The following is a 24,353-nucleotide window of genomic DNA, read 5'->3' as shown; positions in this document are numbered from 1 at the left end:
GCGCGGCGCATGCCGCGCGGCGGATGAGGGGGCTGGTTCCGGTCCTCACACGGCCCGGCAACCGGAGAGGCATACCCCTCACCCCAGCCCTCTCCCGCCCAAACTCGGCTGTTGCCGAGTTTGGCTCGTGGAGTTCGAAGCCGGCAATCGCCGGCTTCGAGGGGAGAGGGGGCGCTAACGGGTGGGATGGCTCTCCATTGTGGAGGCCGGCAGGACCCGTCTTCCCTTCTCCCCTTGCGGGAGAAGGTGGCGCAAGCCGCCGTTGCGCGTCCCAGCGCGACCCTAATCGCGCCTTCGCCTTGTGGCCGCCCCGCGCCGATGCTATGCGGCGCGGATGACCGCCAGCGCCCAGAAGCACATCCGCAACTTCTCCATCGTCGCCCATATCGACCACGGGAAGTCGACCCTCGCCGACCGCCTGATCCAGATCACCGGCGGGCTCTCCGAGCGCGAGATGACGGAGCAGGTGCTCGACAGCATGGATATCGAGCGCGAGCGCGGCATCACCATCAAGGCGCAGACGGTCCGCCTCTCCTACAAGGCCAAGGACGGCGAGACCTACGTCCTCAACCTCATCGACACCCCCGGGCACGTGGATTTCGCCTATGAGGTGAACCGCTCGCTCGCCGCCGTGGAGGGCTCGCTGCTGGTGGTGGACGCCTCGCAGGGCGTGGAGGCGCAGACGCTCGCCAACGTCTATCAGGCCATCGACAACAACCACGACATCGTGCCGGTGCTCAACAAGGTGGACCTGCCCGCCGCCGAGCCGGAGAAGGTGAAGGCGCAGATCGAGGACGTGATCGGCCTCGACGCGTCGGACGCCATCGGCATCTCCGCCAAGACCGGCCTCAACGTCGATCAGGTGCTGGAGGCCATCGTCACCCGCCTGCCGCCCCCCATGGGCGACCGCGACGCGCCGCTGAAGGCGCTGCTGGTGGACAGCTGGTACGACACCTATCTCGGCGTCGTGGTGCTGGTGCGCATCATCGACGGCGTGCTCAAGAAGGGCCAGCGCATCAAGATGATGGCCGCCGACGCCACCTATGACGTGGACCGCGTGGGCGTGTTCACCCCCAAGATGGTGGTTCTGAACGAGCTGGGACCGGGCGAGATCGGCTTCCTCAACGGCTCCATCAAGGAAGTGGCGGACACCCGCGTCGGCGACACCATCACCGAGGAAAAGCGCCCCTGCGCGGAGATGCTGCCGGGCTTCAAGCCGGCGCAGCCGGTGGTGTTCTGCGGCCTGTTCCCGGTAGATGCGGCCCAGTTCGAGGATCTGCGCGCCGCCATGGGCAAGCTGCGCCTCAACGACGCCAGCTTCTCCTTCGAGATGGAGACCTCGGCCGCGCTCGGCTTCGGCTTCCGCTGCGGCTTCCTCGGGCTGCTGCACCTGGAGATCATCCAGGAGCGGCTGGAGCGCGAGTTCAACCTCGACCTGATCGCCACCGCCCCTTCGGTCATCTACCAGATCGAGATGACGGACGGCACGACCATCGATTTGCACAACCCGGCCGACATGCCGGACGTGGTGAAGATCGAGGAGATCCACGAGCCGTGGATCCGCGCCACCATCCTCACCCCGGACGATTATCTCGGCAGCGTGCTCAAGCTGTGCCAGGACCGGCGCGGCAACCAGATCGAGCTGACCTATGTGGGCGCGCGCGCCATGGTCACCTATGACCTGCCGCTGAACGAGGTGGTGTTCGATTTCTACGACCGGCTGAAGTCCATCTCCAAGGGCTACGCCTCGTTCGACTACCAGATCACCGAGTATCGCCCCGGCGACCTCGTGAAGATGTCCATCCTCGTCAATGCCGAGCCGGTGGACGCCCTCTCCATGCTGGTCCACCGCACGCGGGCCGAGGCGCGCGGCCGGGTGATGTGCGAGAAGCTGAAGGATCTCATCCCCCAGCATCTGTTCAACATCCCCATCCAGGCCGCCATCGGCGCCAAGATCATTGCCCGCGAGACCATCAAGGCCCTGCGCAAGGACGTGACCGCCAAGTGCTATGGCGGCGACATCACGCGCAAACGCAAGCTTCTGGACAAGCAGAAGGAAGGCAAGAAGAAGATGCGCCAGTTCGGCAAGGTGGAGATTCCGCAGGAAGCCTTCATCGCCGCGCTGAAGATGGACGAGTGAGGGCTTAACCCCCACCTCACTCGGCCGGCATCGCCTTCGTCCGGGCGTCGGCCCCCGCAGCCCGCGCCTTGGCCTTCCGCCCCACGCGCCCCTTGCGCTTCATCCACCACACCGCGACGCCGGTGATGGCGAGGCCGGCGATCACCACGCCCATCACGGCGATGATGATGCGTCCGGTGAGGCCGAAGACGCGGCCCGAATGGATGGGGAACTGGAGCTGGATGAAGACATCCCCCGCCGTGCCGACGCCGGGGATGATGGCGTTTTTGAACGCCGCCGTCGCGCCGTCGAAATAGAGCCAGCGCGTGTCCATGGGGTCGTCGTGGTCGCCGAAGGCGACGCCGAACACGCCGTAGTGGGGCGAGAAGAAGATCTCGCTTGCCGGTTCCTGCCAGCCGCGGGCGCGGGCCTCCTTGAGCCCGGTCTCGAGCATGGCGTCGAAGGAAAGGGTGCGCTCGGCGAGCTTCTCCCGCGGCGGGGCGGAGAAGGGGGTTGGCGTGAGGCTCGAGAACAGGCTCACCACCGGTTCCACCACCTCGCGGCGCAGGTTCATCGCCACCGAGGAGATGGCGAGGGCGATCAGCACCACGAACAGCCAGAGCCCGGCGGCGCGGTGCCAGTCGAGGTTGAGGCGGAAGGCGCTGCCGCCCTTGATGGCGAAGGCCGGCCGCCATTTGGCGAGGAACGGCCGCCCGCGCGGCAGGGTCAGCGCGAAGCCGACGAAGCCGTCCACCAGCCACAGCACCGCCACCACGCCCATGAGCAGGATGCCGTAGGCGCCGGGAAGGCTCAGGTTGTGGTGGAATTCGTAGAGGAAGGGGATGATGTTCAAGGCGGAGAAGCAGCACGCCCCCCACAGGCGCGCCGCCAGCACCTCGCCGCTCACCGGATCCACCTGGAACACGTCCGCCGGGATGGGCACCGATTCGCCGGTGGCTGGATCGATGCGGCCGAGGGCAGCGGCGCTGGCGGCATGGCCGGCTTCGCTCTCCAGCGACATGTACCAAACCCGCCGGTCGGGATGGCCGGCCTCGATGGCGCGCGCCAGCGCCTCCGGCGAGAGGGGCGTGCCCACCGCCGTTGCGCGGTAGGCGGAGGGGTTCAGCCATGCGTCCAGCTCGTGGTGGAAGGCGAGCACGCTGCCCGTCAATCCGGCGATCACCAGGAACAGCGCGGTGGACAGGCCGAGGATGCGGTGCGCCCACACCAGCCCCGGCCGCAGGCTGAAGCGCTTCGCCGGTGCCGGCTTCGCCACGGGGCTCACCAGCGATAGCGCACGGAGGCGATCACCGAGCGTCCCTGCTGCCAGTACCAGTAGCCCTCGTTCAACAGCGCGTTCTGCTGCCCGAAGACGTTCTTCGCATTCAACTGGAAGTTCCAGTCGTCCTTCTCATAATAGAGCGCGGCGTCCACCGGATATTGCGCGCCGTTCTTGTAGAGATTGGTCCCGTCCGAGAAGAACGGCCCGATGTAGCGGATGCCGGCACCCACGCCGAAGCCCTTCCACGCCCCGTCCTGCACGGTGTACTTGGCCCAGAGCGAGGCGATGTGCGCCGGCATGTTGGGTGGCGTGTTGCCGATGGTGTTCAGCTCCAGGCTGTCGATGATCTTGCCCTGGGTGAAGGTGTAGGCCGCGGTGAGGTCCAGTCCCTGCGCCAGCTCCATCAGCGCCTCCGCCTCGAAGCCCCGCACGCGGACATTCCCGATGGGGAGGTAATTGAAGCTCACCGGGTCGGGCACCGCATAATTGCTCTGGGTGATCTGGTAGGCCGACAAGGTGAAGAAGCTGCGCCCGCCCTTGGGCTGATACTTCACGCCCGCCTCGTACTGCTCGCCGGTGGAGGGCTCCAGCAGCTTGCCGCTGGCGTCCACATTGATGGAGGGCAGGAAGGAGGTAGCATAGCTCACATAGGGCGAGACGCCGTTGGCGAATTCGTAGAGGAGGCCCGCCTGCCAAGTGAAGGCCTGGTCGTCGCGGCTGGCGGTGTCGATCCCGGCGGTGCTCTGGCTTGTGGAGGCGAAGTCCTGCCGTCCGCCGAGGACGAGATGCCAGCCGCCGAGCGTCACCTGGTCCTGGACATAGAGGCCGACCTGGCTGATGCCGGCGCCGTAGGTGCCGGTGATCGCCGGCGTGACGAGCAGGTTGGGCGCGTCCGGATTGAAGATGTTGACGGTCCCGCCCGGACCCTCGCCATATCCGTAATCGCTGTTGGCCCACAGATAGTCGACGCCTCCGAGCACCTTGTGCTCCAGCGGGCCGGTGGTGAACTTGGCCTGCAACTGGTTGTCGGCCTGGAAGCTGTCCACGGTCTCGATGTAGTTGGCCGCCGTCATGGAGATGAGCGGGCCGGTCACGACGCCGTTGGCGTCCATCCACAGGCTTTGGTTGTCGATGTGGCCGTAGCGGACGTTCTGCTTGGCGCTCCACACGTCGTTGAAGGCGTGCTCCAGCATATAGCCGATCTGCTCCTGGGCCTGCTGGATGGAGTTGTAGGTAGTCCCCATGGGGATGCGGGTGAGCGTGGTGGGGGTCTGCCAATACTGGGTGTTGGACGGCACCCGGCTGTCCAGCACGTTGGCGAGGATGGTGAGGCGCGTGGTGTCGTTCTGGAACGTCACCGACGGGGCGAGGTAGAGGGCGTTGTTGGTGGTGTAGCTCACGGTGCCGTCGGCCGCCCGGGCGAGGCCGGTGAGGCGGTAGAGCACGCTGCCGTCCGCATTGGCCCGGCCGCCCACATCGAACGCGGCCTGCGACCAGGCCGGGTCGCCGAGCTGCGCCTCCACTTCCGCGAAGGTCTTGTCCACCGGCATCTTGGAGATGCGGTTGATGAGGCCGCCCGGCACGGTCTGGCCGTAGAGCACGCCGGCCGGTCCCTTGATGACGTCGATGCGCTCGAGGCCGGAGGGGTCGGTGCGCCAATAGGCGAAATTGCCGGAGAATTGGGACAGGCCGTCGCGGAAGTCGCCCCGCGAGGTTACGGCGAAGCCGCGGATGTAGATGTCGTCGAACCGCGGATCATACCCGTAGGCGCCGGTGAGCACGCCTGCGGTGTAGGACACGGCGTCCACCACGTTCTGCACCGCCCGGTCGTCCATCTCCTGCCGCGTGACCACCGAGATGGAGCGCGGGGTCTCGATGAGCGGCGTGTCTGTCTTGGTGCCGGCGGCTGAGCGCGTGGCCACATAGCCGTCCACCGGCCCCCAGGCGGTCTCGGCCACGCCCTCGACGTTCACGGTGGGCAACGCGACGGACGGCGCCGCCTCCTGCGCCTGTGCCGTGCCGAAGCTGACGGGCACGATCAAAGCGGATGTGGTGAGCAGAGATCTGGCCGTAAGCGCGATGGTCGTGAACGGTTTCCCGGCGAGACTATGCCGGCTTTTGCGACCCAGGGAGCCCTTGTTCTGGCGGCGATGATCGTACGGATGAGGTGCAAAGACGGGCATCGCGGGGCTCGACGCAATTGAGAATACTTCATTCTCTTTTATTAAGCAGATACCGCAGGGGCAATATGCAGGGGCCGAGGTCGGATAATATTGGATTGTCTCAAAACGATAACTGTTCTGATCTGCACCAAGACTAGAAATAGACTAATTCCAGCTGATGCGGTTTCCTCCTTGCGGCGCAACGGACTGGACGGGTCGGGCGGGCCGCTGTGGCACGGCTTGTGCTTTGCTCACCGGGACGCGGCCGCCTGGTCCATGCCTGTGGTCGGCAAGGGGGAAGAGATGGATGCGAGCCCGCACGCGGCTCCCGCGGTGCCGGCCGGCTACGGTCTGGAGACGGTGGTGCGCCACACCTATGAGCGCAGCCGCACCGATATCTCCGGCGCCCTCGCCGACTACATTCCCGAGCTGGCGCTGGTGGACCCGGACCGCTTCGGCATCGCCGCCGTTTCGGTGGAGGGAGAAGTGGTCTCGGTGGGGGATGCCGACGTGGCGTTCACCATCCAGTCGATTTCGAAGGCATTTGCCTTCTGTCTCGCCCTCGAAGTGGCCGGCCGCGAAAAGGTGCTCTCCCGCGTCGGGGTGGAGCCCTCGGGCGACGCCTTCAACGCCATAGTCTTCGATGCCAAGACCAACCGGCCCTTCAACCCCATGGTGAATGCCGGGGCCATCACCGTTTCCGGCCTGCTGGTGGAGCATCTCGGCGCCGAGGCGCTGGAGTTCGTGCTGGATCGCTTTTCAGCGGCGGCGGGGCGGCGGCTCGCGGTGGACGAGGCGGTGTTCCGCTCGGAGGCGGAGACGGCCCACCGCAACCGCGGCATCGCGCACCTCCTCACCAGCGCCGGCACCCTCACCGCCGGGGTGGACGCGACGCTGGACCTCTATTTCCGCCAGTGCTCCATTCTGGTGACGGCCAGCGACCTCGCCCGCATGGGGGCGACGCTGGCCAATATCGGCGAGAACCCGCTCACCGGCACGACGGCTTTCGCGGTGGACGCGGTGCGTGCCACGCTGGCCGTGATGTTCACCTGCGGAATGTACAATTTCGCCGGCAACTGGGCGTTCGACGTGGGCGTGCCGGCCAAGAGCGGGGTGGGCGGCGGCATCCTCGGGGTGGTCAACCGCCAGCTCGGCATCGCCACCTATTCACCGCGGCTCGACGGGCGCGGCAATTCCGTGCGCGGCATCGCCGCCTTCCGGGAACTGGCCGAGGAACTGGGCCTGCACGTGTTCGACCCCACCAACCGCGGGTCCGCCATGCTCAGCGCCCTCGGGCGCTGAGCCATGCTTGGGTTTTTTTGCTGCCTTCGGGCGGTGAGCCTCCGGCGCAGAAGAGGGGCGCGCGGCCCCTCAGGTCACGAGCAGCGCACGTAGACCATGGTGCCGTAGCGCTTGGCCACTTCCGGATCGACGAACTTCAGCACCAGGATGTTGTTGTCGAAGCGCACCACCTGACGGTCGCGCTCGCCGCCGGCCGGGTCGTCGGGCGGGCCGATATAGACCGGGCCGTTGCCCACCTGCTTGGAGACCAGCTCGGTCAGCTTGTTGTCGTCGGCGAGATACATCATCACGCCGCCATTGGTGCCGGCGGTAATGACATAGGGCTGGTTGCCGCAGGAGGCCTTGGCCTGGGCCTCGGTGCGGGTGGCGTCGTCCGGCCGGTGATAGGCGGCGAGGCCCCAGCGGCCGACGAGCCGGTCGGGCGGGATCGGGCTGGTAAAGACCGGGCGCGCGGCCGGCGGGGGCGCGGAAGGGGTGGTCTCGCAGCCGGCGAGGCCGAGGGCCAGCACGGCAAGGGCAGCGCCGGCCAGCGCGGCGCGCGGCCGCCCGAAGGCCGTCCATCCGAACGCGGACCGCCCGAACACAGATCGCTCGAAAGCAGACTTGGATCCCGCAACCATCTTCGTCATGTGCTTTCCGAGGCCTCCCGCCGCCTGGAACAAGAATGCGACCACCCAGGCAGTCGCCTGACCATAAAGGCTTGCGCCGTCGACGTCGATGCCGTCCGCATCGCCCCCGCCCGCCGTCAAGCCTCAGCTCCTGAACAGCTTATCCCACGGCTCGTTACCGCTTTGCTAGCCCACCGATTGCTGCAGCGCGCCTTGACGTTCGCCGGGCGCGCCCTTATCTCCGCGACGAGCTTGGCACTCTTCATTCGGGAGTGCCAGAACGGCGGGCCAAGGCTCGCGCTCCCCCCGAAGAGGTAACGACCCATGTCCTTCCGTCCTCTGCACGACCGCGTGGTCGTCAAGCGCATCGAAGCCGAGCAGAAGACCGCCGGCGGCATCATCATCCCCGACACCGCCAAGGAAAAGCCCCAGGAGGGCGAGGTGATCGCGGTGGGCGCCGGTGCCCGTGACGAGAGCGGCAAGCTCGTCCCGCTCGACGTGCAGGCCGGCGACCGCGTGCTGTTCGGCAAGTGGTCCGGCACCGAGGTCAAGATCGACGGCCAGGACCTGCTCATCATGAAGGAAAGCGACATCCTCGGCGTCATCGCCAAGTGATGCGTCCGCGCTTCTGAGCCGGTCCACCGAAACAGAATCACAAGGAGGCCGTTATGGCTGCCAAAGAAGTAAAGTTCTCCTCGGACGCGCGCGAGAAGCTGCTGCGCGGCGTCGACATCCTCGCCAATGCGGTGAAGGTGACCCTCGGCCCCAAGGGCCGCAACGTGGTCATCGAGAAGAGCTTCGGCGCCCCCCGCATCACCAAGGACGGTGTGTCGGTGGCCAAGGAGATCGAGCTCGAGGACAAGTTCGAGAACCTCGGCGCCCAGCTCGTGCGTGAGGTCGCCTCCAAGACCAACGACCTCGCCGGCGACGGCACCACCACCGCCACCGTTCTGGCCCAGGCCATCGTGAAGGAAGGCGCCAAGTCGGTCGCCGCCGGCATGAACCCGATGGACCTGAAGCGCGGCATCGACCTCGCCGTCGCCGCGGCCATCGCCGACATCCGCGCCCGCGCCAAGAAGGTCTCCTCCTCCGCGGAAGTCGCGCAGGTCGGCACCATCTCCGCCAACGGCGATGCCTCCATCGGCGAGATGATCGCCGGCGCCATGCAGCGCGTGGGCAACGAGGGCGTCATCACCGTCGAGGAAGCCAAGACCGCCGAGACCGAGCTCGAAGTGGTCGAGGGCATGCAGTTCGACCGCGGCTATCTCTCTCCCTATTTCATCACGAATGCGGAGAAGATGATCGCCGACCTGGAAGAGCCCTTCCTGCTCATCTTCGACAAGAAGCTCTCCGGCCTCCAGCCGATCCTGCCGGTCCTCGAGGCCGTGGTGCAGACCGGCCGTCCCCTCGTCATCATCGCCGAGGACGTGGAAGGCGAGGCGCTCGCCACCCTCGTGGTCAACAAGCTGCGCGGTGGCCTGAAGGTCGCGGCCGTGAAGGCTCCCGGCTTCGGTGATCGCCGCAAGGCGATGCTTGAGGACATTGCCATCCTCACCGGCGGCACCGTGATCTCCGAGGATCTCGGCATCAAGCTCGAGAACGTCACCATCGCCCAGCTCGGCCGCGCCAAGAAGGTCATCCTCGAGAAGGAAAAGACCACCATCGTGGACGGCGTCGGCGAGAAGGCCGACATCGAGGCCCGCGTGAACCAGATCAAGGCGCAGATCGAGGAGACCTCCTCGGACTACGACCGCGAGAAGCTCCAGGAGCGTCTGGCCAAGCTCGCGGGCGGTGTCGCGGTGATCCGCGTCGGCGGCTCGACCGAGGTCGAGGTGAAGGAGAAGAAGGACCGCGTTGACGACGCGCTCAACGCCACCCGCGCTGCGGTGGAAGAGGGCATCGTCCCCGGCGGTGGTGTCGCCCTGCTCCGCGCCAAGGCGGCGGTGGAGAAGGTCACCTCCGACAATGCCGACATCAAGGCCGGCATCAAGATCGTCCTGCGCGCCCTCGAGGCCCCCATCCGCCAGATCGCCGAGAATTCCGGCGTGGAAGGCTCCATCGTGGTGGGCAAGGTGCAGGAGTCCAACGATCCGTCCTTCGGCTTCAACGCCCAGACGGAAGAGTATGTGGACATGATCGCCGCCGGCATCGTCGATCCGGCCAAGGTCGTGCGCACCGCCCTCCAGGACGCCGCCTCCATCGCGGCCCTGATCGTCACCACCGAGGCGCTCGTCGCCGAGCTGCCCAAGCGCGAGAGCGGCATGCCCTCCATGCCCGGCGGCGGCATGGGTGGCATGGGCGGCATGGACTTCTGATCCATCTTCCCATCCGGGAATTGGGAAAGGGCGCGGCTTCGGCCGCGCCCTTTTCTTTTGGGCCGCGCGTTTGTTTCTGCGCCGACCTTCTTTCCCGGCGTCGCCCTCCGACTTGATCGAGGGCCCATCCCTCCGCCGAAGCGGGCGGCCGAAGGGCGCGGCAAACGGCGCGATGGGTCCTCCGATCAAGTCGGAGGACGACGGCCATGCGGGTTCTGCGCCCCGGACAAGCGACGGCGCAGCCGGAGCGCTGATCCGGGGACCAGCGCACGAGTTCCCGCGCAGCGGGGCAATGCCTGAGAGCGGTAGTTTGAAGAAGCGCCTTCGGCGGATCCGTCCCGGCTCGCATTCCGCTGGCGCTGCATGCGTCCGGGACGCGAGGGCGGCCCAAACCGCCGTCGCCCTCCGGCGTGACCGGAGGGCCCATCCCTTCGCCTGAGCGGGCAGCCGAAGCGCAGAACAAACGTCACCATGGGTCCTCCGATCAAGTCGGAGGACGACGGCGATATTGGCTCTGTGCCCTGGAGAAGCGACGGCGCAGCCGGAGCGCCGATCCGGGGTCCAGCGCAGGAGCCTCGGGCCGTGCTCCCCTCTCCCCTTGCGGGGAAGAGAGCCCCCCTCACGTCCCGCAGAACGTCCGATACCCCTCCATGGACGGTGGCAGCCCCGCATAGGCGGCGAAGTCCGGCTGCTCCTCATAGGGCCGCGCCAGCACCGTGTTCAGCCGCTCGAAGGGGCTAAGGTCGCCGCGCTCGATGGCGGCGGCGATGACTTCTTCCACCAGATGGTTGCGGGGGATGAAGAGCGGGTTCACCGCATCCATCCCGGCGCGGATGTCGGTGCCGGACCGGCCGGTTTCGGCGAGGCGCGCGCGCCAGCGTTCGGCCCAGGCATCGAAGGCTGCCCGGTCGAGGAACAGGTCGCGCACCGGCCCGCCCGCGTCCTCGTCCTCCGCCAGCGCACCGAGGCGGCGGAAGGTGAGGGTGAAGTCGGCCCTGGAGCCGATCATCACGTTGAGGAGGTCATGGGCGAGGGCCACATCCGCTTCGCCCGCCTCCGGCAGCCCGATCTTGGCGGCAAGCCCGGCGTGGTAGGCCGCATAGAAGCGCTTCGGGAAGGTGCCGAGCGCCGCATTGGCGGCGGCGATGGCGGCTTCCCGGTCTTCTCCCATGATGGGGATGAGGCATTCGGCGAAGCGGGCGAGGTTCCAGTGGGCGATGTCCGGCTGGTTGCCATAGGCGTAGCGGCCCATCTCGTCGATGGAGGAGAAGACCGTGTTGGGGTCGTAGGCGTCCATGAAGGCGCAGGGGCCGTAATCGATGGTTTCGCCGGAGACGGACATGTTGTCCGTGTTCATCACCCCGTGGATGAAGCCCACGCACAGCCACCGCGCCACCAGCGCCGCCTGGCGGCCGATCACGCCGTCGAGCAAGGCGAGATAGGGGGTCTCTGCCCCCACGAGGTCGGGATAGTGGCGGGCGATCGTGTAGTCGGCGAGCTGCTTCACCGCATCGAACGCCTTGCGGGAGGCAAAGAACTGGAAGGTGCCGATGCGGATGTGGCTCGCCGCCACCCGCGCCAGCACGCCGCCGGGCAGGGCGCGATCGCGCACCACGCGCTCGCCGGTCGTCACCGCCGCCAGCGCCCGCGTGGTGGGAATGCCCAGCGCCGCCATGGCCTCGCTGACGATGTATTCGCGCAGCACCGGCCCGAGCGCGGCCCGCCCGTCGCCCCGGCGGGAGAAGGGGGTGGGGCCGGAGCCCTTCAATTGGATGTCGCGGCGCAGCCCGTCCCGGCCCACCACCTCGCCGAGCAGGATGGCGCGGCCATCCCCGAGCTGCGGCGAGAAATGGCCGAACTGGTGCCCGGCATAGGCCAGAGCGATGGGCTCCGCCCCCTCCGGCACGGCGAGGCCGGCGAACACCGCCACACCCTCGGGCGTCGCAAGATGGGCGGGGTCGAGGCCCAGCAGCTCGGCGAGGGCGGTGTTGACCTTCACAAGGGCCGGCGCTTCCACCGGCGTCGGCAGGACGGGCGCATAGAAGCCGGCGAGGTCGCGGGCATAGGAATTGTCGAACGGGAAGGCAGGGGACGCCTTCACGGGCGGCTGTGGGGTGGCGCTGGTGGTCATTGGGGGCAATCTCCGCCGGGCTCGAAAAGGGGCAGTCCCGGACCGAACGATCAGAAAAGGGTGCCGGGTTCGTCCCGGCCTGTCCAGCTGGGGCAGCTCGTCAAGCCCGGGCTTGTGCGGGGCGCCCACGTCGGGCCGATGGCGCACTGCTCAAAAGGTGCTCCCGGCCAAACCACGTGGCTAGCCGGAACCCGCATTCCTGCGGGTTCCGTACCTAGCGGTGGGAGTCGGCAACAGCCAACTTACGGGACGAGCCCAGCCATGACGATGTGCCACGACGACATCCCGCGTCGCGGGTGCCGCCTCCCTCAGGGCTTGAACGCGGCGCAGGCGATGCGAGCGCCGGCGCCGCCGATGGGCTGGGTGATGAAGTCGTCGGGGCTGGCGTGGATCACCAGCGCGAAGCCGCCCGGCTGGCCGAGGCCATCCTTGTCGGTGAGGCCGGTGGTGCTGGACACCTCGGCGTTCACCGAGCCATCGGCATTGGCATAGATGTTGGGCAGGTCGCCCTGGTCCGGGCCGTTGGGGTTGAGCAGGCCGTGGGCCTTGTCGTGATGGTTCACATGGCCCTTGGAATCCAGGAACTTGGCGGTGTCGGTGCAGTTGGCCACCTGATGGAAGTGGATGCCGTGCCAGCCGGGCGGCAGCGCGCCGGGGGAGAGGGCCACGCGCACGATGGTGGCGCGCTCCGTGCCGGTGGCGGTGGCGGAGCCGATGGTCTTGCCTTCGTTGTTGATGATGTCGGCCTTCACCACCTTCGCGGCCGGGGCGGCCGCGGGCGCAGCCGCCGGGGCTTGAGCCAGGGCCGGCGCGATGAGCAGCGGGCCGGTGAGGAGCGCGGCGAGAAGGGGAAGGGAGCGCGTTGCCCGAACGGAGTGGGCAGACTTGGTGAACGGACGCATGGACGTTCCTCCTCGGGCCGGACGGCGCGCCGGCCTCCGCGGCGAGCCTACATCAACGCTGCGGCGAACTCGACCGGGCCGCAGCCGGCCCCTCTGCTTCTATCGCCACCCCGCCGCGAACGTTCCGAATGTTGATTGGAATTTTTCCAGCAAAGCTCCCGTTTCGGGAGTTGTTGTCACCGAATGGCAAAGCTGGCACCGCCCGTCGTTTGATGTGATGATGCGGCATCCGTCGATTTCGTGGCGTCGCGTGTGCAGCGATGACTTTCCCGCTTTGTCGGAGACGCTTCCGCAGCGTCTTGCAGGATACGGCATATCCACCTAGACAGGTCATGACCCCCTGTGACACGCAAGATTATCTGTTTTGATCGAGAATAGTTCAAATATTGAGGCTGCCATGACCACCGCCGAACTCGACCGCTCCCCCGCCCGCGCCGAAAGCCGTGCCTCGGCGCTCAAGGCCCTCACCCATGTCGCCCATGAGCGGCTGGACAGCGCCATCATGGCCGGGCGGCCGTTCGAGAGCCGCGAACGCTACGGGCGCTTCCTCACGGTGCAGTATCTGTTCCATCGCGACATCGCCGCGCTCTATGACAGCCCGGCCCTCGGCGCGCTGCTGCCGGACCTTCCCGGCCGCCGCCGGCTCGCCGACATCGCCGCCGATCTCGCCGATCTCGGCCTTCCCGTGCCCGCGCCCGCCGAAGCGCCCGGCCTCGGCCCGGATGCGCCGCTGCCGGAGGCGCTCGGCTGGCTCTATGTGGCGGAGGGCTCGAACCTCGGCGCCGCCTTCCTGCTGAAGGCCGCCGCCGCCCTCGGCCTCGACGAGCGCTTCGGCGCCCGGCATCTGGCCGCCGCGCCCGAGGGGCGGGGCCTCCACTGGAAGACCTTCGTCGCTGCGCTGGATGCGGTGCCGCTCTCGGCCGGGGATGAGGCACGGGCCGCCAAGGGCGCGGAAGCCGCCTTCACGCGGGTCGCCTTCTATGTGGGCACCGCTTTCGGCTGATCCGACTACCGCCAAGCTCTGGACGCCGCCGCCCCGGCCCGCATAGTCTCGCGCCGCTCGCAAGCGGGAGGGGGCCATGGGGGACGGGGTGCTGTCGCGTCGCGCATTCGTTGCGGGGCTCTCGGCGGGGCTTTCGGCTGGAGTGACGGCCGCCACGCAGGCGTCGGCCGCCGCATCCGCCGCCCCCGGCGGGATCGATCCGAAGCGGGTGGCGCGCATCGCCGTTCATCCCGCCATCGGCGTGGCACGGGTGGGCAACAGCAAGGACGCCTTCTATTTCGGCCCCGAGGTTCCGGGGGGCGTGCCCGTTGGTCCCTTCAAGGATGACGCCGGAGCCATGGCCAAGCAGGCCGCGCGGTTCCGGCTCTACGCCTATGATGCGCAGGGCCGCGTGCTGGGCGAGGTGACGGCGCGCGAGGCGGAGGTGTCCTGGACGCTCACCGTCGCCAATACCAAGGCGCTCTGGTACGGCATCGACATTCCCTTCGACCTGCCCGGCGCCCCCGCCGCCGGCCGCCGCAACGCCAAGGTGGCGGACCGCACCAGCCTCGCCATCGTTCCCGGTCCGCGCACCGTGACCGGGCCGGGGGCCAAGCCCCAGCGGCTCGATGGCGGCGCCTTTCAGGGCCAGTCGGTCAATCTCGGCGAGGTGATGACCGACGCCGACGGCCACCTCGTGGTGATGCCCGCCTCCGGCCGCTGCCACCCAGCCCCCGATGCACCGCCCATGAGCGGCTATGCCGACAATGACGGCTGGGCCGACGACACCGGCGACGGCCCGGTGGATGCCGTGGTGCGCATGGGCGGCCGGGAATTCCGCGCCGATCCCGCGTGGCTCATCAGCGTCGGCCCCAATTACGCGCCGGCCATCGCGACCAGCCTCGTGACGCTCCATGACGTGGTGGAGGCGACGCTGGTCGCCGCCGGCAAGCGCAAGGCGCCCGCCACCGTGTTCGAGGAGCACGTCTGGCCCATCTTCGCCCGCCTGTCCGATCTGCAATGGGTGAACGCCGGCTTCCTCGCCAAATTCGGCTACGGATCGGCGAAGGATTTCGCCCACCCCGCCATCCGCGCCCGCCTCGCGGATGCATCGCCGGCCAACGCCGCCTTCCGCGCGGAGATCCTCGCTTTGTTCCGCGACCCCGCCGCGCCCGAGGTGCGGCCGGATCTGGAGCCGCAGCTCTATGGCGACCATCTGGTGCTGCCGCCCGATGTCATCGAGCCGCGCCAGTGGATGACGCTGACGCCGCTGCAATACGCCCATCTGCGCAATTGGGCCGCCGGCCGCTTCACCCCCGGCCGCCCGGCCCGCGCGGGACGGCTGGAGGGGATCGCCCTCGGCGGCCAGCCGGCGGCGCTGGACCGCGCGGCGCTGGAGGCGTGTGTCGGCGGGCCGTTCCATCCGGGGCAGGAATTCCCGTGGATCGCCCGCGTGCCGTGGATCTGGACGGCCGACATGCGCCTCGCCTCCACCGCCCGCACAGTGGACCTCACCGACTACGGCCCGGACATGACCTCGCCGGAGGCGCTGTCCAAGTCCGGCCCGCTCTCCCGCCTCGGCCCCGGCGGCATCACCCAATGGCTCGGCCTGCCGTGGCAGGCGGATTGGGCGAGCTGCCGCTCGGGCTACCAGTCCTCCATCTCTCCCGTGCTGCCCGCCTTCTGGCCGGCGCGGGTGCCGAACACGGTCTTATCGGAGGCCGACTACAAGGTGGTGATGGACACCGCCCGCGCCATCGATGAGCGGCGCGCCGCCTACGCCCGCCGCCGAGACTGGGAGCGCTTCATCAGCGCGCTGACCCGCCCGCCGGTGCTCGCCGCCATGGCGCAGGACTGGTTCCGCCTCGGCGTCGTCGCCGACCGCCCCGGCCCGCGCGATGGCGCCTTCCCGGCGCGCATGAAGGTGGAGACGCTGGTGGGCTTTGCCCGCGAGCCGGACGTGAGCTACGGCGCCAACACGCTCTATCCGCAGGCGGCGACCTTTCCCCTCGTCGTGGCCAATTCCGACGACAACAGCCTGCGCCTCGTGGATGCCGAGGGCGGTGTGACGGTGATGGCCCTTTCCGCCCCGCTGGAGCGGCCGGAGGGCATGACGCGCAACCTCGACGGCAATCTCTACGTCTCCTGCATGAATGCCGGCTACGTGCGGCGGGTGACGCCCAAGGGCGAGGTCTCCCTGTTCGCGGAGGGCTTCTCCCAGCCCATGGGCATCGCCGCCGACCGGCAGGGCAATCTCTATGTGGCCAACTGGGTGGAGAAGGGCTTCGTCTCCCTCATCACGCCGGATGGGAAAAGCCGCGTGCTGGTGCCGCCGGAGGCGGGGCTGGTCTCGCCCATCGGCATCATCATCGCGCCGGATGGTGCATTGCTGGTGAGCTGGGGCGGAACCTCGGTGGCGCGCATCAACGCGACCACCGGCGAGGTCATCAACCTCAACTGGCTCACCGGCTTCCGCAACCCGCGCCAGATGGCCTACGACACCTCCTACCGCCTCTATGTGGCGGACCAGCTGGACAATGGCGTGAAGCGCTTCGACCCCCTCGGCGCGCCCATCCCGCTCATCCTGCGCGGGGCGGAGCTGACCATGCCGTTCGGGCTGGCGTTTAATCTCAAGGGCGATCTCTTCACCTCGCAGACGCGGGGGCGGCTCATCAAGAAGGTGGAGCTGAAGGGCGAGGTGGGCATCGTCTCCGACTTTGCCGACGGGCTGCCCAATCCGGGCGGCCTCGTCTTCATCGGATGAGGTGCGATCTCCTCGTGGCGGGCGCCGGCCCGGCGGGCGCGGCGGCCGCCATCGCCGCGGCGGGGCGGGGGCCGCGGGTGGTGCTGCTCCACGATGCGCGCAGCCAGGTATGGCCGGGGGAGAGCCTGCCGCCGGGCATGGCGGGGCTGGTGGATGCCGCCTTCGGGCCGGGACTGCTGGACGAGGACCGTCACCTTGCCGCCTACGGCACCCGCTCGTGCTGGGCCAGCGACGACCTCATCGAGACGGATTTCCTCGCCAATCCCCTCGGTGGCGGCTGGCTGCTCGACCGCGCCCGCTTCGACGCCGATGCCCGCGCCCGTGCCGAGGCGGCCGGCGCGACGCTGGTGGCGGGGCGGCTGGAGACCATCGCCGCCGTTTCCGATGGCTGGAACATCACGCTGCGGGACGGCCGGCGCCTCGCCGCGCGCTTCGTGCTGGACGCCACCGGGCGGGCCGCCGCCGTCGCGCGGCACATGGGTTCGGGGCGGGAGGCCTTCGACCGTCAGGTGGCGCTGGTGGCGACATTGGCCGATGCCCACCCCTATCGCGGCACCAGCGTGGAGGCGGTGGCGGACGGCTGGTGGTACACGACGCCGCTGCCGGGCGGCCGGCGCGTCCTCGCCTTCCTCACCGATGCCGACCTTCTGGGGGATGGCGTCCCCGGGTGGGCGCGGCGGCTGTCGGAAACGCTTCACATGCGGCGCCTAGCGGGGGAGGGGGCCGGCGCGGCCGTGCCCCGGACCTACCCGGCGGAAACCGCAGCCGCGCGCACGCTCCACGGCCCACGCTGGTGCGTGGCGGGGGATGCGGCCATGACTTTCGATCCCTTGTCCTCGCAGGGCATCTCCGCCGCCATCCTCATGGGCGCGCGGGCCGGTGCGGGGGTGGCTGCGGCGCTGGCGGGGGATGGCTCGGCCTTCGCCGGCTGGGACGAGGACTACCGCACGCTGCAAGGCGAGACCGCCGACCTCGGCCGCCACTACGCGCTGATGGAAACCCGCTGGCGCGATGCGCCCTTCTGGTCCCGGCGCCGCCAGCCCCCGCCGGCCTGAGCCCCCAGACCCGCCCCCCTTTGCGTTTCAGCTAGGCCGTGCTCCATTGCCGGAAAAGGGGAGAATGCCGTGGTTCCTGACGTGACCGTCCTGGTGGTGGGGGCCGGCCCTACCGGGCTGCTGCTCGGTGCCGAGCTGAAGCGGCGGGGCGTGGACAGCCTCATCATCGACGCCCACGACGCGCCGCTGGCCTGGGACCGCGCCACCGTGGTGCATCCGCGCTCCATCGAGGTGTTCGACCACCTCGGCCTTGCCGATGCCCTGCTCGATGCCGGGGTGAAGCAGCGCGTCGCCCGCATCCATGCGGACGGGGCGGTGCTGGGCGAAATCGATCTCGGCCTCGCCGGCAGCCGCTACGGCTACAATCTCGGCATCTCCGAGGAGGTGACGGAGCAGATCCTTACCGATTATCTCGTCCGCCTCGGCGGTGGGGTGACGCGTGGCACCAAGCTCGTGGACCTGGAGGCGCACGGCGATGGCGTCGTCGCCATGCTGGAGAGCGGCGGTGAAACCAAGGTGATCCGCTCCCGCTGGGTGGTGGGCTGCGACGGCCACCGCAGCGCCGTGCGCACCCTCGCCGGCATCGGGCAGGACGGCCATCCCATCGAGGAGCCGTGGGCGGTGTTCGACGCCACCCTCACCGACTTCCCCCACGCCTTCGAGGCGAACTACGCCTTTCTGGACGAGATCCCGCTCATCCTCACCGCCTTGCCGGGCGAGCGCTGGCGCGCCTATGTGCGGCCGAGCGGCCCCGACAGCGATCTGGTGGCGGACGCGTCGGAAACCCTCGCACGCTACCTGCCGGCCTCGCGCTTCGTGGATGTCGCCAATCCCGTCCGCTTCCAGTGCTATACGCGGGTGGCGCAGCACTACCGGTCCGGCCGCCTGCTGCTGGCGGGCGATGCCGCCCACACCTGCAGCCCCATCCAGGGGCACGGCATGAACAGCGGCATCCAGGACGCCTTCAACCTCGCCTGGAAGCTGGCGCTGGTGGCGCAGGGCCATTGCGCCGACACGCTGCTCGACAGCTACGAGGCCGAGCGCCGGCCGGTCGCCCAGCGCATCACCGCCTCCGGCGACGAGGCGGACAGCGCCCAGATGCTGAAGGACGCCGCCGACCGGCAGGCGCGCAATGCCATCATCCGCGAGGTGCTCGCCGATCCGCAGACGCGCCACCACGAGGCGGTGGCCGAGGCCGAGCTGGACGTGGACTATGCCGCCTCGCCCATCGTGGCGGGCGACGCGGGTCCGGGACTGGCCCCCGGCCAGCGCCTGCCCGACCGCATCGCGGTGGGCACGGCCGACGGCGCGGTGCTGATGCTGGACGATCTCGTCAACCGCACCGGCCACACCATCCTGCTGCTGGGCGGCGAGCGCGCGAGCGGCGAAACGCTCGCCGGCCTTTACCATGCGCTGGCAGAGCGCTGTGCCGGCCCCCTCTACGGCGCCAGCTTCGCGGCGGCGGTGGCCGGCGGCGGGCCGGGCGTCGCCAGTCTCTCCGTCGACGATGCCGCGCGGCTGGGTATCTCCGGCATCACGCTGCTGGTGGTGCGGCCGGATGGCCATGTGGGCCTGAGGGCCGATTCGGGGCACGAGACGGCGCTCACCGCCTATGACCTGAAGCTGGGTCTGCGGCGGTAAGCAGGACGCAGGACGACCGTGGGGGCGGCCCGCCTCACGCGGCGTTGGCGGTGCACCAGGCGGAGAGGATGTCCTGCGCGTCAGCCACTTCCACCTGCATGGACAGGCGCTGCGACAGCATGGCCAGCACCGCATCGTGCCCGGCATCGGAGGAGGAGCAGACCGCATCGCGCGCCACCACCACCCGGTAGCCGTAGTCCACCGCATCGAACAGGGTGGCGAGGATGCAGATATCCGTCTCCGCCCCCGAAAGGACCAGCGTGTCGGCGCCGAGATGGGCGAGCGTCGGCAGCAGGGCCGGGGCGGAGAAGGCGGAATAGCGCGTCTTGTCGACGAGCCGTGCCGGCGGTGTGAAGCGCCTGAGCTCCGGCACCAGTTCCAGAAGCTCCGGCTCCAGCTCCTGCCGCGTCACCTCGCGCCACTTGCCGTAGAGGTGGCGCCAGCTTCCGGGCAGCGCCTCCGGGGCATGGGGCGGGATGAAGCGGGTGAACAGCGTGCGCCCGGGCGCCCAGGCTGCCAGTTCCACGATGACCGGCAGGATGCGCGGCGCCCACGGCGTCGGCCATGGCCCTCCGGGAGCGAACAAGTGCTGCATGTCCACGCACAGATGCACCGTGCGCGGGCCGATGGCGCGTCTCAGACCCTGTCCCATTCAGTCCTCCGGTGGCGGTCCGTCCTGACCGGCCCTGCCCGTGGGCTGATCCGCCCCGCGCTTGGCGATGCCGACGATGGCGGCTTCGTGGGTCGGATACGGGCCCGCGGTGGGCGTGCCGTCCGGGGCGACGGCCCACCAGCCCGGCATGACGCCGAGGCGGCTTGCGTCGGCCTCGGAAATGAGTCGCGGTTCGAGCGTCATGGCGCCTCCTCGCCGCCCGCAACCGGCGGGCGTGTCCGGCTCAACGGCACGGCGCGCGGGCGGGTTCCGGCTCCCGACGCGGCGGCAGGTGGACAGCTCCGGTGCTGCTGTGCATTTTAGCCCCTCCCGGAGGGGGTGACGGCGGCCCCGCCGCCGTGGACCGGGTACGGAGAAGTTGCGTGGCGGAATTCAGCGGACGCAGGGCCGAAATCCTCGCGGTCATCGCGGAAGAGGCATCCATCGATCCGACCATCATCGACGCCGAAACCAGCGTCGCGGACCTCGGGATCGGGTCGCTCGATATGGTGGAGCTGATCTTCAAGATCGAGGAACGCTTTGGTATCGAGGTGCCGTCCCAAGGCGTGCTGGAAAGCAATGACGTGAAGGTCTTCGCCTTGCTCGAAGCCGTCGAGCAGCTCATCGACGCGCGGAGCGGCAAGGTTTCCACAGCGCAGCCGGCCCGATGAGCCGCAGGGTCGCCATTACCGGCATCGGTGCCGTTTCCGCCCTCGGCCTCGGCATTCCAGCCCACCTCGCGGCCTTGCAGGAGGGGCGCGGCGGTATCGGGCCGCTCACGCTGGTGCCGCAGGATCAGGTGAAAACGCGGGTGGTCGGGGAGGTGCCCGGCTATTCCGCCGAGGCGCACTTCAATCCGCGGCAGATTTCCACAATCGACCGGTCCGGCCAGTTCGCCCTGCTGGCGGCGGCGGAAGCGATGACCGAGGCGGCCGGCGCCACCGAGGGCGTATCGCCGCAGAAGGCCGGCGTCATCTTCGGCGCGGCGGTGGGCTGCCAGACTTTGGAAGAGGGCTATGTGCGCATCCTGCGCGACGGTGCGCGCCCGCTGCCCTTCACGGTGCCGCGCGTCATGCCCTCGTCGGCGGCCAGCCAGATTTCCATGGCCTACCGCATCACCGGGCCGAGCTTCAGCACCGCCTCGGCCTGTTCCTCCGCCTCCCACGCCATCGGCCTCTCCTTCCAGATGATCCGTAGCGGGATGCTGGACATGGCCGTGACCGGCGGCTGCGAGGCCCCGCTGACGCTGGGCATGGTGAAGAGCTGGGAAGCGTTGCGCGTGCTGGCGGGGGACACCTGCCGCCCGTTCTCCAAGGACCGCAGCGGGCTGGTGCTGGGTGAAGGCGCGGCCGTGCTGGTGCTGGAGGAGATGGAGCGGGCCCGCGCCCGTGGCGCCACCATCCTCGGCGAGGTGCTCGGCTTCGGCATGACCGCCGATGGCGCGGACCTCACGGCGCCCGATGCCTCGAGCACCGCCCGCGCCATTGCCACGGCGCTGGACGACGCGGGGCTGGATGCCGGCGCGGTGGATTATGTCGCGGCCCACGGCACCGGAACGGTGCTCAACGACAAGACCGAGACCACCTCGCTGCGCACGGTGCTGGGCGACCGGCTGGCCAAGGTGCCGGTGTCGTCCCTGAAATCCATGACCGGCCACTGCTTCGGCGCCTCGGGGGCGCTGGGCGTGACGGCGGCGCTGCTCGGCATGCGCAACGGCTTCCTGCCGCCCACGCTGAATTTCCGCGAGCCCGACCCCGAGTGCGACGTGGACTGCGTGCCCAACGCGCCACGGGCGGCCTCGGCGGAAATCGCCCTGGTGAACGCCTTCGCCTTCGGCGGTCTGAACGCAGTGCTCGCGATCAGGGCCGCCTGAAGCCGCCGGGCGGGTCGTTCAGGCACCGCGCCGGCCGGCCAAGGCCCGTGACGACGTCACGGGCCTGTTCACCGACCTTGCCGATCAGTCCACCGTCAGGCGGATCTCGCCGACGCCCTCGACGCCGCCTTCCAGCACGTCACCCTTGTGCACGGGGCCGACGCCCGCCGGGGTGCCGGCGAAGATGAGGTCGCCGGGGGCGAGGCGGAACAGGGTGGAGAGGGTCGCGATCATCTCCGGCACCTTCCAGATCATCTGGTTGAGGTTGCCTTCCTGCTTCATCCGGTCGTTGATCTTCAGGAAGATGCGGCCGATGCCGGGGTGCCCGGCGGTCGCCACCGGCAGGAGCGCCGAGCAGGGGGCCGACTCCTCGAAGGCCTTGCCGGTTTCCCACGGGCGGCCGAGCTTCTTGGCCTCGCCCTGCAGGTCGCGCCGCGTCAGATCGAGGCCGACGCCGTAGCCGAACACATGGTCGAGTGCCCGCTCCACGGGGATGTCCTCGCCGCCTTCCTTCAGCGCCACCACCAGCTCCACCTCGTGGTGCAGGTCCTTGGTGAGCTTGGGATAGGAGATGGTCGAGCCCGAGCGCACCAGCGTGTCCGGATTCTTCTGGAAGAAGAAAGGGGGCTCCTTGTTGGGGTCGTGGCCCATCTCCACCGCGTGGTCGGCGAAGTTGCGGCCGACGCAATAGATGCGATGCACCGGGAAGACCGCGTCGCTGCCGACGATGGGCAGATGCGGATGGGGCTGGGGCTGGAAGACGTAGCTGGCCATGGGGCGCTCCGGATGTTCGGCGTCCTGCATAGGGCGCCGCCGCCGGGGAGAAAAGGGCGAAACGTCGCAGCGCGGGTCGGCGGGGCCGGAGCATGGCGCCAAAGCTGTATTCAAATTAATATAGCGTCATGTCACGCGCGGGTGCCGGCCACAGCCGGGCGCCCTCTCATTCCGCTCCGGGGATTGCCATGCGACTGGGCCTCTTCTGCACCTATGAAAACCCCCGGCAGGACTATGCCGCCGCCTATGCCGAGCAGACCGCGCTCGTTGAGCGGGTGGAGGCTCTCGGCTTTGAGGAAGCGTGGATCGCCGAGCATCATTTCAATCCGCAGGCGGCAAGCCCCTCCTGCCTCGCCATCCTCGCTTATCTCGCCGGCCGCACCACACGCATCCGGCTCGGCGCCGCGGCGGTGCTGCTGCCGCTGCACCATCCCGTCAGCGTGGCCGAGGACGCGGCCACCGTGGACATCCTCTCCGGTGGTCGGCTCGAACTCGGAGTCGCCCGCGGCGGGCCGTTTCCCCTGCACGAGGCGCATTTCGGCGTGGCCCGGGAGGATAGCCGCGGCCGGATGCTGGAAGCGCTCGATCTCGTCGCCGCGCTGCTGGATGGGGGTCCCGTGACCCGCGACGGGGCCTTCTTCAAGGTCAACGGCCTTGAGCTGGTGCCGCGTCCGGTTCAGGCGCCCGTGCCCATCCACATCGCCTCGGCGACGGCCGAGACGGTGACCCTCGCCGCCCGACGCGGCTATGGCATCATGGCGGCGCCGCCCTTTCCCCTCGCCGGCATTGCGGAGAGCGTCCGGCAGTATCGCGCCGCCGACCCTGAGGCGGGACGGTGCCTCACCCTGCTGCGCTTCCTCCACCTCGCCGACAGCCGGGAACGGGCGCAGGAGGAGGCGCGCGCCGTCCTCGCCCCGTTCGTCGAGCGCATGAAGGCGACCACGGAAAAGGTGCGTCCGGACTGGGCGCCGTGGTTCGATCTCGATCGGATGATCGCGGATTCTCTGATCGGCACCGAGGCGGACGTGGTGGAACAGGTGGCGGCGCTGGAACGCGGGCTGGCGCCGCGTGCGCTGGTCCTGAAGCCGCTGGCGCCCGCCTTCGACAAGCGCATGGCGGATCTGGAGGTGTTCGCTGCCCGGATCCGCCCGCAGGTTCCGGTCGCCTAGCCCCGGCGCGCCTCGACGATGGCGAGCGCCGCCGCGAAGGCGGCCGCGATGCCGAGGTCGGAGGTGTCGAGCAGCACGGCGTCGTCCGCCTTGAGGAGGGGGGCGCTGGAGCGGCCGGAATCGCGCTCGTCGCGCTTCAGGATGTCCGCCAGCACCGCGTCATAGGAAACATCCTCGCCCCGTCCCAGCAACTCGCGGAAGCGCCGGTCGGCCCGCACGTCCGGCCGCGCGGTGACAAAGAGCTTCGCCGGCGCGTCCGGGCAGATGACGGTGCCGATGTCGCGCCCGTCCAGCACCGCGCCGCCCGTCTGGCCGGCGAAGCGGCGTTGCAGGTCGAGGAGAGCCGCGCGCACGCCCGGCCGCGCCGCCACCACGGACGCGCCTTCGCCCAGTTCCGCCGTGCGCAGGGCTTCGGGATCGAGGTCCGACACATCCAGCGTCTGCGCGGCCTGTTCGGATGCCGCCTCGTCGGCGAGCCGGCCCAGCGCGATGCATCGCGCGGCCACCGCCCGGTAAAGCAGGCCGGTGTCCAGATGCGGCAGGCCGTAATGAGCGGCGAGCCGCCGGGCCAGCGTGCCCTTGCCGGACGCGGCCGGCCCGTCGATGGCGATGACCATGGCTG

Annotated in this window: 20 protein-coding genes; 11 read left to right on the top strand and 9 right to left on the bottom strand. The window is 69.3% G+C overall.

Annotated features, from left to right (window positions below):
- Window positions 1-334: 334 nt before the first annotated feature.
- Complete coding sequence (gene lepA, locus XAN126_RS0124080) at window positions 335-2,140, top strand: translation elongation factor 4 (protein WP_024281111.1); 1,806 nt, start codon at window positions 335-337, stop codon at window positions 2,138-2,140.
- Between the two features lie 16 nt (window positions 2,141-2,156).
- Here the strand turns inward: lepA and XAN126_RS0124075 are convergent, their stop codons facing one another.
- Together XAN126_RS0124075 and XAN126_RS0124070 are read right to left on the bottom strand one after the other, a co-directional pair.
- Complete coding sequence (locus XAN126_RS0124075) at window positions 2,157-3,395, bottom strand: PepSY-associated TM helix domain-containing protein (RefSeq protein WP_197024089.1); 1,239 nt, start codon at window positions 3,393-3,395, stop codon at window positions 2,157-2,159.
- Between the two features lie 5 nt (window positions 3,396-3,400).
- Entirely contained in the window at window positions 3,401-5,437 is a 2,037-nt protein-coding gene (locus XAN126_RS0124070) for a TonB-dependent siderophore receptor (protein ID WP_029877673.1), read from the bottom strand.
- Window positions 5,438-5,866: 429 nt separating this feature from the next.
- Between XAN126_RS0124070 and glsA the strand changes: the two genes are divergently transcribed.
- Window positions 5,867-6,865: a glutaminase A gene (gene glsA, locus XAN126_RS0124065; RefSeq protein WP_024281108.1), complete on the top strand. Its 999-nt coding sequence runs from the start codon at window positions 5,867-5,869 to the stop codon at window positions 6,863-6,865.
- Between the two features lie 74 nt (window positions 6,866-6,939).
- Here the strand turns inward: glsA and XAN126_RS0124060 are convergent, their stop codons facing one another.
- On the bottom strand, window positions 6,940-7,494 hold the full coding sequence (locus XAN126_RS0124060) for a hypothetical protein (protein ID WP_245272330.1): 555 nt from the start codon (window positions 7,492-7,494) through the stop codon (window positions 6,940-6,942).
- 303 nt (window positions 7,495-7,797) lie between these two features.
- Between XAN126_RS0124060 and groES the strand changes: the two genes are divergently transcribed.
- Both groES and groL read left to right on the top strand, forming a co-directional pair.
- Window positions 7,798-8,088 (top strand): co-chaperone GroES, encoded by a 291-nt coding sequence (groES, locus tag XAN126_RS0124055; protein WP_024281106.1) that lies wholly within the window; start codon window positions 7,798-7,800, stop codon window positions 8,086-8,088.
- Window positions 8,089-8,141: 53 nt separating this feature from the next.
- Complete coding sequence (gene groL, locus XAN126_RS0124050) at window positions 8,142-9,788, top strand: chaperonin GroEL (RefSeq protein ID WP_024281105.1); 1,647 nt, start codon at window positions 8,142-8,144, stop codon at window positions 9,786-9,788.
- Between the two features lie 619 nt (window positions 9,789-10,407).
- Here groL and XAN126_RS0124045 read toward each other — a convergent pair.
- Together XAN126_RS0124045 and XAN126_RS0124040 are read right to left on the bottom strand one after the other, a co-directional pair.
- Window positions 10,408-11,919 (bottom strand): protein adenylyltransferase SelO, encoded by a 1,512-nt coding sequence (locus XAN126_RS0124045; protein ID WP_024281104.1) that lies wholly within the window; start codon window positions 11,917-11,919, stop codon window positions 10,408-10,410.
- A gap of 308 nt (window positions 11,920-12,227) precedes the next feature.
- Window positions 12,228-12,821 carry a superoxide dismutase family protein gene (locus tag XAN126_RS0124040; RefSeq protein ID WP_024281103.1) on the bottom strand — a complete coding sequence of 198 codons (594 nt, stop codon included), beginning with the start codon at window positions 12,819-12,821 and terminating at the stop codon, window positions 12,228-12,230.
- Window positions 12,822-13,218: 397 nt separating this feature from the next.
- Between XAN126_RS0124040 and XAN126_RS0124035 the strand changes: the two genes are divergently transcribed.
- From XAN126_RS0124035 to XAN126_RS0124020, 4 genes are all read left to right on the top strand, one after another.
- Window positions 13,219-13,824 carry a biliverdin-producing heme oxygenase gene (locus tag XAN126_RS0124035; protein WP_024281102.1) on the top strand — a complete coding sequence of 202 codons (606 nt, stop codon included), beginning with the start codon at window positions 13,219-13,221 and terminating at the stop codon, window positions 13,822-13,824.
- 76 nt (window positions 13,825-13,900) lie between these two features.
- On the top strand, window positions 13,901-16,567 hold the full coding sequence (locus tag XAN126_RS27375; protein ID WP_024281101.1) for a LodA/GoxA family CTQ-dependent oxidase: 2,667 nt from the start codon (window positions 13,901-13,903) through the stop codon (window positions 16,565-16,567).
- The gene (locus XAN126_RS0124025) at window positions 16,564-17,622 is read left to right on the top strand and encodes a tryptophan 7-halogenase (protein WP_024281100.1); all 1,059 of its coding nucleotides are present in this window, start codon (window positions 16,564-16,566) and stop codon (window positions 17,620-17,622) included. The genes XAN126_RS27375 and XAN126_RS0124025 overlap by 4 nt, the downstream gene beginning before the upstream one ends.
- 69 nt (window positions 17,623-17,691) lie before the next feature.
- Window positions 17,692-19,263 carry an FAD-dependent monooxygenase gene (locus tag XAN126_RS0124020; RefSeq protein ID WP_024281099.1) on the top strand — a complete coding sequence of 524 codons (1,572 nt, stop codon included), beginning with the start codon at window positions 17,692-17,694 and terminating at the stop codon, window positions 19,261-19,263.
- Window positions 19,264-19,297: 34 nt separating this feature from the next.
- Here the strand turns inward: XAN126_RS0124020 and XAN126_RS0124015 are convergent, their stop codons facing one another.
- The gene (locus XAN126_RS0124015) at window positions 19,298-19,915 is read right to left on the bottom strand and encodes an isochorismatase family cysteine hydrolase (protein ID WP_024281098.1); all 618 of its coding nucleotides are present in this window, start codon (window positions 19,913-19,915) and stop codon (window positions 19,298-19,300) included.
- The gene (locus XAN126_RS0124010) at window positions 19,916-20,119 is read right to left on the bottom strand and encodes a hypothetical protein (RefSeq protein WP_024281097.1); all 204 of its coding nucleotides are present in this window, start codon (window positions 20,117-20,119) and stop codon (window positions 19,916-19,918) included.
- Window positions 20,120-20,298: 179 nt separating this feature from the next.
- Here XAN126_RS0124010 and XAN126_RS0124005 point away from each other — a divergent pair, with 179 nt between their 5' ends.
- Window positions 20,299-20,586 (top strand): acyl carrier protein, encoded by a 288-nt coding sequence (locus XAN126_RS0124005; protein ID WP_024281096.1) that lies wholly within the window; start codon window positions 20,299-20,301, stop codon window positions 20,584-20,586.
- Window positions 20,583-21,788 carry a beta-ketoacyl-[acyl-carrier-protein] synthase family protein gene (locus XAN126_RS0124000; RefSeq protein ID WP_024281095.1) on the top strand — a complete coding sequence of 402 codons (1,206 nt, stop codon included), beginning with the start codon at window positions 20,583-20,585 and terminating at the stop codon, window positions 21,786-21,788. The genes XAN126_RS0124005 and XAN126_RS0124000 overlap by 4 nt, the downstream gene beginning before the upstream one ends.
- A gap of 84 nt (window positions 21,789-21,872) precedes the next feature.
- On the opposite strand, the gene XAN126_RS0123995 is transcribed toward XAN126_RS0124000, so the two are convergent.
- Window positions 21,873-22,562 carry a fumarylacetoacetate hydrolase family protein gene (locus tag XAN126_RS0123995; protein ID WP_024281094.1) on the bottom strand — a complete coding sequence of 230 codons (690 nt, stop codon included), beginning with the start codon at window positions 22,560-22,562 and terminating at the stop codon, window positions 21,873-21,875.
- A 188-nt stretch (window positions 22,563-22,750) separates the two neighbouring features.
- On the opposite strand from XAN126_RS0123995, the gene XAN126_RS0123990 reads away from it, so the two are divergent.
- Window positions 22,751-23,731: an LLM class flavin-dependent oxidoreductase gene (locus tag XAN126_RS0123990; RefSeq protein WP_024281093.1), complete on the top strand. Its 981-nt coding sequence runs from the start codon at window positions 22,751-22,753 to the stop codon at window positions 23,729-23,731.
- Here XAN126_RS0123990 and cmk read toward each other — a convergent pair.
- Window positions 23,728-24,348: a (d)CMP kinase gene (cmk, locus tag XAN126_RS0123985; RefSeq protein WP_024281092.1), complete on the bottom strand. Its 621-nt coding sequence runs from the start codon at window positions 24,346-24,348 to the stop codon at window positions 23,728-23,730. The two genes, XAN126_RS0123990 and cmk, sit on opposite strands and share 4 nt — an antisense overlap.
- Window positions 24,349-24,353 lie beyond the last annotated feature (5 nt).

Origin of the sequence: Xanthobacter sp. 126, from assembly GCF_000526175.1 — a bacterium.
GTDB classification, from domain to species: Bacteria; Pseudomonadota; Alphaproteobacteria; order Rhizobiales; family Xanthobacteraceae; genus Xanthobacter; species Xanthobacter aminoxidans.
Note: the sequence above shows the minus strand (reverse complement) of the source record. Positions and strands in the feature narration are given on the sequence as shown.